General features: G+C 64.9%; 11 protein-coding genes. 4 read left to right on the forward strand and 7 right to left on the reverse strand.

Features of this window, described 5'->3' with window-relative positions; all coding sequences use genetic code 11:
- Nucleotides 1-182: 182 nt before the first annotated feature.
- Nucleotides 183-1,679: a sensor domain-containing diguanylate cyclase gene (locus tag BM190_RS11645; RefSeq protein ID WP_092254462.1), complete on the reverse strand. Its 1,497-nt coding sequence runs from the start codon at nucleotides 1,677-1,679 to the stop codon at nucleotides 183-185.
- A gap of 156 nt (nucleotides 1,680-1,835) precedes the next feature.
- Here BM190_RS11645 and BM190_RS11650 point away from each other — a divergent pair, with 156 nt between their 5' ends.
- On the forward strand, nucleotides 1,836-2,099 hold the full coding sequence (locus tag BM190_RS11650; RefSeq protein ID WP_026202061.1) for a DUF7662 domain-containing protein: 264 nt from the start codon (nucleotides 1,836-1,838) through the stop codon (nucleotides 2,097-2,099).
- 333 nt (nucleotides 2,100-2,432) lie between these two features.
- On the opposite strand, the gene BM190_RS11655 is transcribed toward BM190_RS11650, so the two are convergent.
- Both BM190_RS11655 and BM190_RS11660 read right to left on the reverse strand, forming a co-directional pair.
- A complete protein-coding gene (locus tag BM190_RS11655) occupies nucleotides 2,433-5,309 on the reverse strand; it encodes an EAL domain-containing protein (RefSeq protein WP_018318723.1) in 2,877 nt (958 codons plus the stop codon).
- A gap of 140 nt (nucleotides 5,310-5,449) precedes the next feature.
- Nucleotides 5,450-6,448, reverse strand: a complete 999-nt coding sequence (locus BM190_RS11660; protein WP_092254465.1) for an NAD(P)H-quinone oxidoreductase — start codon at nucleotides 6,446-6,448, stop codon at nucleotides 5,450-5,452.
- A gap of 109 nt (nucleotides 6,449-6,557) precedes the next feature.
- Between BM190_RS11660 and BM190_RS11665 the strand changes: the two genes are divergently transcribed.
- Together BM190_RS11665 and rcdA are read left to right on the forward strand one after the other, a co-directional pair.
- Nucleotides 6,558-6,749, forward strand: coding sequence for a DUF1192 domain-containing protein (locus BM190_RS11665; RefSeq protein ID WP_018318721.1), 192 nt, complete (start codon nucleotides 6,558-6,560; stop codon nucleotides 6,747-6,749).
- Nucleotides 6,750-7,323: 574 nt separating this feature from the next.
- On the forward strand, nucleotides 7,324-7,833 hold the full coding sequence (rcdA, locus tag BM190_RS11675; RefSeq protein WP_018318720.1) for a protease adaptor protein RcdA: 510 nt from the start codon (nucleotides 7,324-7,326) through the stop codon (nucleotides 7,831-7,833).
- 208 nt (nucleotides 7,834-8,041) lie between these two features.
- Here rcdA and rpmE read toward each other — a convergent pair whose 3' ends face one another.
- Nucleotides 8,042-8,269: a 50S ribosomal protein L31 gene (gene rpmE / locus BM190_RS11680; RefSeq protein ID WP_007599895.1), complete on the reverse strand. Its 228-nt coding sequence runs from the start codon at nucleotides 8,267-8,269 to the stop codon at nucleotides 8,042-8,044.
- A gap of 197 nt (nucleotides 8,270-8,466) precedes the next feature.
- Between rpmE and BM190_RS11685 the strand changes: the two genes are divergently transcribed.
- Complete coding sequence (locus BM190_RS11685; protein ID WP_092254472.1) at nucleotides 8,467-10,317, forward strand: ABC transporter ATP-binding protein/permease; 1,851 nt, start codon at nucleotides 8,467-8,469, stop codon at nucleotides 10,315-10,317.
- A gap of 93 nt (nucleotides 10,318-10,410) precedes the next feature.
- Here the strand turns inward: BM190_RS11685 and BM190_RS11690 are convergent, their stop codons facing one another.
- From BM190_RS11690 to BM190_RS11700, 3 genes are all read right to left on the reverse strand, one after another.
- Nucleotides 10,411-10,626 carry a hypothetical protein gene (locus BM190_RS11690; protein WP_020508691.1) on the reverse strand — a complete coding sequence of 72 codons (216 nt, stop codon included), beginning with the start codon at nucleotides 10,624-10,626 and terminating at the stop codon, nucleotides 10,411-10,413.
- Between the two features lie 88 nt (nucleotides 10,627-10,714).
- A complete protein-coding gene (locus BM190_RS11695; RefSeq protein WP_018318717.1) occupies nucleotides 10,715-11,161 on the reverse strand; it encodes a GNAT family N-acetyltransferase in 447 nt (148 codons plus the stop codon).
- Complete coding sequence (locus BM190_RS11700; protein WP_092254910.1) at nucleotides 11,161-12,189, reverse strand: peptidoglycan -binding protein; 1,029 nt, start codon at nucleotides 12,187-12,189, stop codon at nucleotides 11,161-11,163. Before BM190_RS11700 ends, BM190_RS11695 begins: the two co-directional genes overlap by 1 nt.
- Nucleotides 12,190-12,281: the final 92 nt, after the last annotated feature.

Genomic DNA, 12,281 nt, shown 5'->3' on the forward strand with positions numbered 1-12,281 from the left:
CCGCCGTCGTCCCCGCGAACGCGGGGACCCATACCGCGTGATCTATCGACTGCGTTTTGCAGTAGTACCGAACGACAAGTCTTCGCCAAACCACTCCCTGTGGTTATGGGTCCCTGCGTTCGCAGGGACGACACCAATGGTGTGGTGGATTGCCTCGCTCGCAATGACGACGAGCGAACCCCTCACGCCACCAGCGACAGCTTCGGCAAGCTCGCAACCACCGACTGATTGCGTCCGCCCGCCTTCGCCGCATAGAGCGCCTTGTCGGCGGCGGCGACCAGGACCGGCCAGTCCATCCCGGCGGTGGGAACGAGGCTGGCGACGCCGCAGGACACCGTCAACATCACCTGCTCGTCGGACCAGCCCTGCACCTTGGTGCGGATCGCCTCGGCGACCTTGAAGGCGTCGATGGCTGAAGTATTCGGCAGCAGCACCGCGAATTCCTCGCCGCCATAGCGCGCGGCACAGTCGCCCGCGCGGCTCACCGAATCGGAAATGCAGATGGCGATGCCGACCAGCACCTGGTCGCCGGCCTGGTGGCCGAACGTGTCGTTGTAGGCCTTGAAGTGATCGGCATCGATCATCAAGAGAGCGACCGGCGCCTTCTGCCGCATTGCGCGCCGCCATTCGACGTCGATGACGGTATCGAACTTGCGGCGGTTCTTCAGGCCGGTGAGCGCGTCCGTCGTCGCCATCTCCTCGAGCTTGCGCTCGGCCTCGGCACGGCGGCCGATCTCGCGCGCGAGCACCAGCGTCGATCCCAGCACGAACAGCGCAAGCGCCAGCACCACGGCGCCGATGCGATACGCCTCCTTCTGCCAGAGCGCGAAGACCGCAGCCAGCGGCTTGCCCGCCACCACGAACAGCGGCCCGTTGTCGGCGCTGCGGACATAGAGCCGCGGCGTCGGATCGACCGGGCCCTTTCCCGAATAGGAGGCGCCGATCGGGAGATTGTCGGGCTTCCAGGCCCGCCGGTCGTTCAGGTTCGTACCGATGATGTCGAGATCGAACGGCCGACGCATCATGATGGTGCGGTCGCGCCTGAGCACGGTGATGGTGTCTTCGGGATCGAGGTTGAGCCGCTCGAACAATTCGTGGAAATAGCTGAAGCGGATCGAGCCGGCGACGACGCCGAGGAAACCGCCATCGGTATCGCTGATGCGACGGCTCAGCACGATCGCGTAGGCGCCGCGGAATAGCATCGGGCGGCTGATGAAGAGCCCGGCCTCGGGATTGTCGCGATGAACCCTGAAATACTCCTCCTCGCTCCGGTTCTCGGGGAGGGGATCGAGGGTGGAGGCGTCGATGGCAAGCCTGCCCTCGGCGTCGAACACCTGGATGGCGCCGAAATGCCTCGCCGTCGTCGCATGATCGAACAGGATCAGGTGACGGATCGGCGTCGACACGGTCGCGAGCTCGGGCAGCAGCATGTTGCTGGCGACCGCCTTCAGCGACAGGTCGTAGATCTCGACGTTGCGGCTGACGTCGGACTGGATGGTGGTCGCGAGGTTCTCCAGCGTCTGGCGGGCGAGAGCCTCCTCGCCCCGGCGCATGTCGAGCATGACGTTGACGCAAATGGCGGAAAAGCCGATCACCGTCACCACGGACGAGATGATCAGCAGCTTCGCCGAAATCTGCCACGGCCGGCGGGCCATGACTTCGCGCCATCCAGACAGCATCGTTTGCTCCCGATCCCTTAGTGGATGCGCCCGAAATCTTGAGTAGTGTTTAAGGTGGAACAGCGCTGCCGTAGTGAGTTAAGAATCGGTTTACGCCGCTCACGGTTTTGGGCAGATCTCCTGCGAGCAGACCCGGTTTCGGACAAGAGGACGGATGTGAACGACTACGACGCGTTGCGCGACTATCTGCTGCGGCAGAAGCAGGCAGAATTCGTCCTGAGCTTCGAACAGATCGAAGAGATCATCGGCGCGGCCCTGCCGCGCGCGGCCAATCGTGCCTCATGGTGGGACAGCCTGCGCAGCCCCGACATCCAGATGCCGCAACGCGAAGCCTGTCTTGCTGCCGGGTTCAAGGCGGTGCGGATGCCGGACGGCCAGAGCGTGCGGTTCACGAAGATGAAGAAGGACGGGCGGCGGTAGCGGCGAAGTACCCGGTCAGGTGGGTGAAGGTCTCTCCATATCCAATAGTATCGTAGGGTGGGCAAAGCGAAGCGTGCCCACGACTTCCGTCGCAGTGCTGGATGGATGGTGGGCACGGCGCAAGTGCGCCTTTGCCCACCCTACGACACTTGCTTCGCATTGGCGACGAGCGAGACGCACATTGATGTGCCCTTGCCCCTTGTGGGAGAGGGCAGCGACGCCAGTAGAAACAGGCTCGCTTGGGTGAGGGGTCTCTCTCCAAGGTTTCGAGAGGAGAGAGACCCCTCATCCGGCGCTTCGCGCCACCTTCTCCCACAAGGGGAGAAGGGAAGCCTAGCTCGCCGCTTCGAGCCGCACTTCGGTCAGCAGCCGCATCGCGGCGTCCGCGTCCATCGGCTCGCCGAAGGCAAAGCCTTGCGCGTATTCGCAGCCCATCTGGTAGAGCTCGACCGCGTCGGAATCGGTCTCGGCGCCTTCGGCCACAACGTCCATGCCGAGGTCGTGCGCGAGCGCGATGATCGACTTCAGGATCACCGGCCGCGTGCCGCGATTGGTCGTGCGCACGAAGGACTGGTCGATCTTGATGGTGTCGAACGGGAAGCGCTGGAGATAGGCCAGTGACGAATGACCGGTGCCGAAATCGTCGAGCGAGAGCCCGGTGCCGAGCTCGCGGATCCGCGTCAGCATCTGCGCTGCGTGCTCCGGATTCTCCATCACCAGCGATTCCGTCAATTCCAGCTTGAGCGTGCCGCGCGCCACCGAGGAGCGCGACAGCACGGTGCGGATGTCGTGGATCAGATCGTGGCGCAGCAACTGCCGCGAGGAGACGTTGACCGAGGCGAAGATCGGCTCGCGCGAGCGCATCGCGCGCTGCCAGATCGAGAGCTGCTTGGCGGTCTGGTCCAGCACGAACATGCCGAGGTCGACGATCAGGCCGGTCTCTTCGGCGATGGTGATGAATTCCGAGGGCGCCATGCGGCCGAGCTTCGGGTGATCCCAGCGCACCAGCGCTTCGAAGCCGGCGACCGAACGATCCTCCAGCCGCACGATCGGCTGGTACAGGATCGTGAGCTCCTGCCGCTCGATGGCGCGGCGCAGCTCGCTCTCCAGCGTCAGGCGATCGGTCTTCCGCGCGCGCATCGCGGGCTTGTAGACGTCGATGCGGTCGCCGCCGATGCGCTTGGAGTGATACATCGCAAGCTCGGCGTCCTTGATGATCTCGTCCGTAAGCTGAACCTGCGGATCAGAAAGCGCGAGACCGATCGACGCCGTGAGAAAAATCTCGCGGTCGTTGAAGGCGATCGGCGCGCGGATGGTCTTGCGGATGGTCTCGGCGAAGGCGGTGATGCGGGCGGGGTCCTGCTCCGAGAGCAGGATCAGGCCGAACTGGTCGCCGGCAAGCCGCGCCAGCGTGTCCTGCGGCTTCAGGATGCGGGTGAGGCGGCGGGCCAGCGTCAACAGGATAGAATCGCCGACCGCGATGCCGACGGAATCGTTGACCTGCTTGAAGCGGTCGAGGTCGATCACCATCAGCGTCGGACGCAGCGTCGGCATGGTCTTGGCGAAATGCGCGACCGCGCCCAGCCGGTCCATGAACAGTTTTCGATTGGGCAGGCCGGTGAGGTTGTCATGCACGGAATCGTGCAGGAGGCGTTCCTCGGCGTTGCGCAGCTCGGTGACGTCGGTGAGCGTGCCGACCACGCGCGAGACCTCGCCGTCCGAGCCGACCACCGGGCGCGCCTTCAGCGCGAACCACATGAAATGGCCGTCGGGGGTGCGCAGGCGGAAATCCTGCACCAGGCGGCCGCGGCGCTGGTCGAGCACGCTGTCGAGCGCGGCGCGGAAACGGTCCTGGTCGAGCGGATGCAGCACTTCGAGCCACGAGGCGGCCGGGCCTTCGAGCGTGCCGCGCTTGAGGCCGAGCAGGGCTTCGGTCTCGGGGCTCGTAAAAACCTTGTCGGCGGAAACGTCCCAGTCCCAGATCAGATCGCCGGAGCCGGCCAGCGCCAGGGCGCGCCGTTCGATGTCGGAGACGACGCCGGTGGTGGCGCCGCCGCCGGCAAAGGCGTGCTGCATCACTGTGAAGCCGATCAGCATCACGATCAGCACGAGGCCGCCGAGTAGCGCCGGGCCGACGATGTCGTTGGTCACGGAACCCGCGACCGTCATGCCGGCCGCGACCACCCAGACCACCAGCAGGAACCAGGTCGGGATCAAAAGCACCGCGCGGTCGAAGCCGTGGGTGGAGAGATAGACAATCAGCGCGAAGCCAGCGAAGGCGATCAGCACCAGCGAAATGCGCGCGATGCCGGAGGCCACCGCGGGGTCGAACAGCGCGAGCGCCACCAGCGAGCCCAGGAACGCGAGCCAGCCCACCGTGATGTGCGAATAGCGCACGTGCCATCGGCTGAGATTGAGATAGGCGAACAGAAACACCAAGAGCGTTGCCGCCAGGATCGCTTCACCCGCCGCGCGCCAGATGCGCTCGGCGTTGTTCGACATGTCGAGCACCTTGCCCCAGAAGCCGAAATCGACGCCGATATAGACCAGCACCGCCCAGGCCAGCGCCGCGGCGGCCGGGAACATGATGCTGCCCTTCACCACGAACAGAATGGTCAGCACCAGCGCCAGCAGGCCCGAGATGCCGATCACGATGCCCTGGTACAGCGTGAACGAGTTGACCTTGTCCTTGTAGGCTTCCGGCTCCCACAGATAGAGCTGCGGCAGCTTGTCGGTGCGCAGCTCCGCGACGAAAGTGATGACAGCGCCGGGGTCGAGCGTGACGCGGAAGACGTCGGCGGTCGGGCTTTCCTGTCGCTCCGGCCGGTCGCCGGTGGAGGGCGTGATGGTCGCAATGCGCGACAGGCCGAGGTCGGGCCACAAGAGCCCCGAGGAAACGATACGGTAATGCGGCGCGACGATCAGGCGGTCGAGCTGGTCGTCGGTGTTGTTGGCGAGCGCGAACACCACCCAGTTCTGGCCGCCCTCGCGGGCGCGCACCTCGATGCGGCGGACGATGCCGTCGGTGCCGGGTGCAGTGGAGACCTGGATGCGGTCCGCATCGCTGCGCTGATGCTCGAGCACACCGGTGAGGTCGATCGCGGGCGCGTCACTGCGGACGCTGACGGCGTCGAGCGCGCGCGCGGGATACGCGGCGACAAGAATCATGAGGCCCAGCGCGATGGGCGCGAGGCACCTGATCAGACGCAAGGCCAGTTCTCCGCGTTCGACGCAAACTCTTCAGTGAAGACGATTTCAAACCGAACGGAAGTGGTTCGGTGCGTCGCGATAGATGCCACGAAAGCGAGGAAAATCAAAGGGTTTCCGGCGTCTCCCGTGGGCCGTTTGGCCTAGACCTCCAACACAATTTTGCCAATATGTGCGCTCGTTTCCATGCGCCGGTGCGCATCGGCTGCCTTTTCCAGCGGGAAAGTGCTGTCCATCAGCGGTTTGACGCGGCCTTCGCGCAAAAGTGGCATCACTTTCTGCTCGATTGCGGCCACCATCGCCGCCTTGTCCGCATTACTACGGGGGCGCAGGGTCGAGCCGGTGTGGGTGAGGCGCTTGACCATCACCTTGGCGATGTTGACGCTGACCTTGGGGCCATTCAGCGTCGCAATCTGCACGATGCGGCCGTCGACCGCGGCGGCATCATAATTGCGGTCGACATATTCGCCGGCGACCATGTCGAGGATCAGGTTGACGCCTTGCTTGTTGGTCGCTTCCTTGACCACGGCGACGAAGTCCTCGGTCTTGTAATTGATGGCGCGGTCGGCGCCTAACTTGAGGCAGGCGTCGATCTTGTCCTGCGATCCGACGGTGACGAACACTTTCGCACCGAACGCCTTCGCCAGCTGGATCGCCATGGTGCCGATGCCGGAGGAGCCGCCATGGATCAGCAGCGTCTCGCCTGCCTTCAGGCCACCGCGCTCGAACACGTTGTGCCAGACCGTCATCAGGGTTTCCGGCAGCGCGCCGGCTTCCTTCATGGACAGCGCCGGCGGCACGCTCATCGCCTGGGCGTCCTGGGCGATGCAGTACTGCGCATAGCCGCCGCCGGCGACCAGCGACATCACCTTGTCGCCGATCTTGTGCCGCTTGGCATTGCTGCCGACGGCAACCACTTCGCCCGCGATCTCGAGACCGGGCAGGTCGCTGGCGCCGGGCGGCGGCGGATAGGCTCCCGAGCGCTGCGCAACGTCGGGCCGGTTGACGCCGGCGGCCTCCACCTTGACCAGGATCTCGTCGGGACCGGGCTGCGGAATGCTGCGTTGTTCCGGCACCAGCACTTCCGGTCCGCCGGGCTTGGATATGGCGACCACGGTCATTTGCGCGGGCAGCTTGTCCATGATGTGTCCTTGGGTGAAGGTGCGGGATGAACGAGGCCCTTGCTTAGCCAGCGTGATCCAAGCTGGCAACCGCCTCAGCATTGGGTGCGCGAACTTTGGAGGAACGAGGATGGCGACGGAAGACGACGACCGCCCGCGCAAGAAGATCAGCCATGAAATCGGGCAGGACCTCTCGCTCTTGTCGGTCGAGGAACTGACCGAGCGCGTCACGCTGCTCAAGACCGAGATCGCAAGGCTGGAAGAAGCCGCTACGAAGAAGCGCGCCTCACGCGATGCGGCGAACAGCTTTTTCAAGTCGTAGGATTTTCACGCCTCTCGTGTCCCGGATGCGGTGCGGCACGCAGTGACGCTCCGCAGAGCCGGGACCCACGTCTCGCGCAGCCGCACCTTCGCGTCCATTCCGGGACGGCGCGCAGCGCCGAGCCCGGAATCCATAACCCCAGGACGTCAAAACGGCGGGCAGAGTTTGTTCCACCCCCGCTCGGTCACTGGCCGACATGGCTAACGAACCCTCAAAAAATTCGCTCGTTTACGGTCGATTAAGCTTTCGGGTTTATGACTGGAACTGTCCTCGTTTGGACACCGAGTGGCTCCTGTCCACTCTGTTTGACGCCTCCCTGTTATCAACTTTCAAAGCCGCCGGTCTCCGGCGGCTCTTTTTTTGCGCACGGCGTCTCGAGTGGCGTGGCTACCGCTTCGCGTCAAGAATCCGCATCAAAACAAGAGTCTCCGCCCAGTTGCATTCCGAGGAATGACCCGCGGAAACCATAACCGTGCTTGTCACTGGACTCCGCGTCCCGCCCGCGCAATGATTTGTTCATCATAAGCCGGCGCCAAAGCCGGGCAGTCAAACAGTTGCGTAAGAGGCGTTAACCATGGAACGTTTGCAGGCCGACGGCGCTCTCGTTCAACTCAGCGAGCGGTTCACCAATTCTGCGGCGTTCGGCGTCCTGTTCCGCGAGGGCATGGACCTCGTCGAAGAGACCGCCGCCTATCTCGACGGCGCCGGCCGCACCGAGGCCAAGGCGCTCGACCGTGCCGTCAGCCTCACCTACGCGACCGAGAGCATGCGTCTCACCACCCGCCTGATGCAGCTCGCCTCGTGGCTGCTGCTGCACCGCGCGGTGAAGGAAGGCGAGATGACGTTGAGCCAGGCCAATCGGGAGAAGACCAAGGTCAAGCTCAGCGCTGCCGATCCCGGCCCCACCGACACCATCGAGAAGCTGCCCTCGCAGCTCCAGGACCTGATCCATCGCTCGATGAGCCTGCAGACCCGCGTCCGCCGCCTCGACACCACCATCCACACCCCGCCGGCCGAACACATCGCGATCGGCAATCCGCTGGTGCCGCACCTCAACGCGCTGAAGGCGGCGTTCGAGCGGTAGGGTGCCGTAGTTCACAGGTGCCGTAGGGTGGGCAAAGGCGCGCAGCGCCGTGCCCACCATCTCTCATTTGGGACTACAGCAGGGGTTTGGTGGGCACGCTTCGCTTTGCCCACCCTACGAAATCTCGGCTTTGGTCAGGCCCCTCCTAAAACAAAAACGCCCCCGGCTCTCCGGGGGCGTTTTTCGTCTCCAGCCATTTCGGGCCGGATCAATCCTTTTTGAGAAAGCCCGAAAACTTCTTCTGGAAGCGCGAGACGCGGCCGCCGCGATCCATCAGCTGGGCATTGCCGCCGGTCCAGGCCGGGTGCGACTTCGGGTCGATGTCGAGGTTCAGCGTGTCACCTTCCTTGCCCCAGGTCGAGCGGGTCAGGTACTCGGTTCCGTCGGTCATCACGACCTTAATCGTATGATAGTTCGGGTGAATTTCGGCTTTCATGGCAATTCCTCGGCGCCCCGGCGCCTTCTTGGGTGGCTATCGAATGACGGATTTGGGCGGCTCTATACCTCACGAAACCCGCTAAAACAAGCCACTCCGGGGCGGTGAACCGGGTTTGCCCCTAAGGGACTTCCCGGATTTGCCACTACCCTTGCACCGGCCTATTGGGAGCAAACGAATGCAATGGGTTGGATCTCATGAGCGCAGTGGAACGGCTTGATGACCAGTATGTCGATCGGCCCGGAATGAATGCCGCGGACACCCCGGCGATCGAGGCCGAGCTGATCGAAGAGCCGGCCAAGGGTCGCGCCAAGCTGCGGCCGCTGCTCGCGCTGGCGCCCTATGTCAGCCGCTATCGCGGCCGGGCGGCGCTGGCCTTCGTCGCACTCACGGTCGCGGCGCTGACCACGCTGCTGGTGCCGGTCGCGGTGCGCCGGATGATCGATTTCGGCCTGACGCCCGAGGGCATCGAGCTGATCAACAGCTACTTCTCGGTGATGCTCGCGGTGGTCGGCGTGCTCGCGCTCGCCAGCGCCGCGCGCTACTACCTCGTGATGACGATCGGCGAGCGCATCGTCGCCGATCTCAGGCGCGACGTCTTCGCCCATCTGCTCTCGCTGTCTCCCGCCTTCTTCGATTCCGCACGCAGCGGCGAATTGATCTCGCGGCTCACCGCCGACACCACCCAGCTCAAATCGGCCGTCGGCGCCTCAGTGTCGATCGCGCTGCGCAATTTGATGATGTTCCTGGGCGCCGCGGCGATGATGGTGATCACGAGCCCGAAGCTGTCGGGCTTCGTGCTGCTGGCGATTCCCTTGATCGTGCTGCCGCTGGTCGCCTTCGGGCGCTGGGTGCGGCGTCTGTCGCGCAATGCGCAGGACACGCTTGCCGACGCGTCGGCTTATGCGGGCGAGCTGGTCGGCGCGATCCGCACCGTGCAGGCTTACACCAGCGAGCAATTCGCCGAGAAGCGCTTCGGCGGCGAGGTCGAGCAGGCCTATGAGGCCGCGCGCACCTCGACCCAGGCGCGCGCCGTGCTCACCGCCATCATCATCTTCATCGTGTTCGCAAGCGTGGTCGCGATCCTCTGGATCGGCTCGCATGACGTGCTCACCGGCGCGATTTCGCCGGGCCGGCTCGGTCAGTTCGTGCTTTATGCGGTGTTCGCCGCAGCCGGCCTCGGCCAGCTCAGCGAGGTCTGGGGCGAGGTCTCGGCGGCATCAGGCGCGGCCGAACGGCTGTTCGAGATCCTGCATGTGCAGCCCGACATCAAGGCGCCCGCGTCTCCCCGCGCGCTGCCGGTGCCGGCACGCGGCGAAGTCGGCTTCGACCGGGTCAGCTTCGCCTATCCGGTGCGGCGCGACGTCAATGTGCTCGATGCCGTGTCATTCACGGTGCGCCCCGGCGAGAAGGTCGCGATCGTCGGTCCGTCCGGCGCCGGCAAGAGCACCATCTTTCACCTGTTGCTGCGCTTCTACGATCCACGCAGCGGCGTGATCTCGCTCGACGGCGTGCCGGTCAAGTCCGCAGATCCCCGCGATTTCCGCGCGCGCATCGCACTGGTGCCGCAGGAATCGAACGTGTTCGCCGCCAGCGCCCGCGAGAACATCCGCTTCGGCCGGCCCGATGCAACCGACGCCGAGGTCGAGCGCGCCGCCGAGCTCGCGCATGCCGCCGAATTTATCCGCCGCCTGCCCGAAGGTTTCGACACCCCGCTCGGCGAGCGCGGTGTGACGCTGTCCGGCGGCCAGCGCCAGCGCATCGCAATCGCACGCGCCATTCTGCGCGATGCGCCGCTGCTGCTTCTCGATGAAGCCACCTCCGCGCTCGATGCCGAAAGCGAAACGCTGGTGCAGACCGCTCTGGAGGAGCTGATGCGCCACCGCACCACGCTGGTGATCGCGCATCGCCTCGCCACCGTGCTGTCCTGCGACCGCATCCTGGTGATGGACCAGGGCAAGATCGTCGAGCAGGGCACGCATGCCGAGCTCGTGGCCGCGAACGGGCTCTATGCGCGGCTGGCGAGGTTGCAGTTCGAGGGGGCTTGAGGCCCTCAGGGCCGGTTCGTAAGCTATTGACTTTGCTTGCGCCGTTTACTGTGCATGGGGTTGCTTTCGACGTTTTGTCTTGGGCAGGCGGGTTTACCGGCACTTCGGCGACAGCGCAGGCACGTTTGGCCACTGCCAGTTCTTCCAGCTGCCGTCCTCCCCGACGCAGGCCGAGGCTGAGGCCGACTCTGTCCGTTCGGAGACCTTGGGCGCGGCAAAACGCTGGTCGACATAGGTCGTCGATAAATATCCGGCGACGATGACGCCCAGAAACACCGAGGAACCCTTGGCAAGATCGCGCAGCCGCATCGATCGCCTCCATTCGCTTGTCATCGCTGACACAACGAATAACCGACCTCGCAGGATCCCTGCGTGACAGGCCTCACGCCCGCCAGAATTACGCCCGCCAGGCCATCTTCAGCACCGGCCGGCCCGAGGTCGGGTTCACATCGTCGCCGGCATGCGCAAAGCCGTTGCGCTCGTAGAAGCGGATGGCGCGGGAATTGTCCTTGTTGACGAGCAGCGTGATGCCTGATGGCGACAGGCGCTTGGCCTCTTCCACCAGCAGCCGGGCTGCGTCCGAGCCCCAGTGATCAGGGTCGACCACGAGCTGGTCGAGATAGCCGTCGCCGTCGATGGTGACGAAGCCGGTGAGGGCACCATTCTGCTCGGCGACGACAATGGACGCCTTCGGCACCAGATCCCTCAGCCAGCGCTCGCGCCACCATTCGAGCCGTGCCGCGAAGTCGATCTGCGGATAGGCCTGCTGCCAGGTGCGATGCCAGAGATCGATCGCGGCGGCTTCGTCGGAGGCCGCGTAGGGGCGGAGGTGGATCGCGCTCACTACCGCTCCGTCAGCTTCAGCTCGATGCGGCGGTTGCGCTTGTAGGCCTCTTCCGTGTTGCCGGGATCGAGCGGCTGGAATTCGCCGAAGCCGGCCGCGACGAGGCGCTGGGCGGGTACGCCGAGCGAGACCAGATATTGCACCACCGAGATCGAACGTGCCGCGGACAGATCCCAGTTCGACTTGAAGTTCGGACCGTTGACCGGACGCACATCGGTGTGGCCGTCGACGCGCAGCACCCAGGGGATGTCGCTCGGGATCTTCTTGTCGAGCTCGATCAGCGCGGCTGCCAAGGTGTCGAGCTCGGCGCGGCCCTCGGGCAGAAGCACCGCCTGGCCAGTGTCGAAGAACACCTCGGACTGGAACACGAAGCGGTCGCCGACGATGCGGATGTCGGGCCGGTTGCCGAGGATGGTGCGCAGGCGGCCGAAGAATTCCGAGCGGTAGCGCGACAATTCCTGCACGCGCTGCGCCAGCGCCACGTTGAGGCGGGACCCGAGATCAGCGATGCGGTTCTGCGATTCCTTGTCGCGCTTCTCGCTCGCGTCGAGCGCCTCTTCCAGCGCCGCCAATTGCCGCCTGAGCGCGCTGATCTGCTGGTTCAGCACTTCGATCTGGGCCAATGCCCGCGCCGAGACCGCCTTCTCCGAATCCAGCGCCTTGCCGAGCTCGGAGGTCTTGCCTTGCGCATCGCTGCCGGCGGCAGCGAGGCCATCATAGAGGCCCTTGATGCGATCGCGCTCGGTCTCGGCCGAGGCGAGGCCGGCTTTCAATTGCGAGACCTGGTCGTCGAGCGTGAGCTTGCCGAGCTTCTCCAGCGACAACAGCTCGTTGAGCTGGGCGATCTTGGCGTTGAGCAGCTCCAGCGCCTTGTCCTTGCCGGTGACTTCCTGCGACAGGAAGAACTGCACCACCAGGAACACCGACAGCAGGAACACGATCGACAGCACCAGCGTCGACAGCGCGTCGACGAAGCCGGGCCAGTAGTTGAAGGCGCCTTCGCTGCGGCGGCCGCGCGCTAGAGCCATGTTGTCCGTCTCCACTTTCGTGTCCCGGACGCGATGCAGCGTGCAACGCTGCTTCGCAGAGCCGGGACCATATTGTCCCCGACGCTGGGCCC

Source organism: Bradyrhizobium sp. Rc3b (assembly GCF_900114915.1).
Taxonomy (GTDB): Bacteria; Pseudomonadota; Alphaproteobacteria; order Rhizobiales; family Xanthobacteraceae; genus Bradyrhizobium.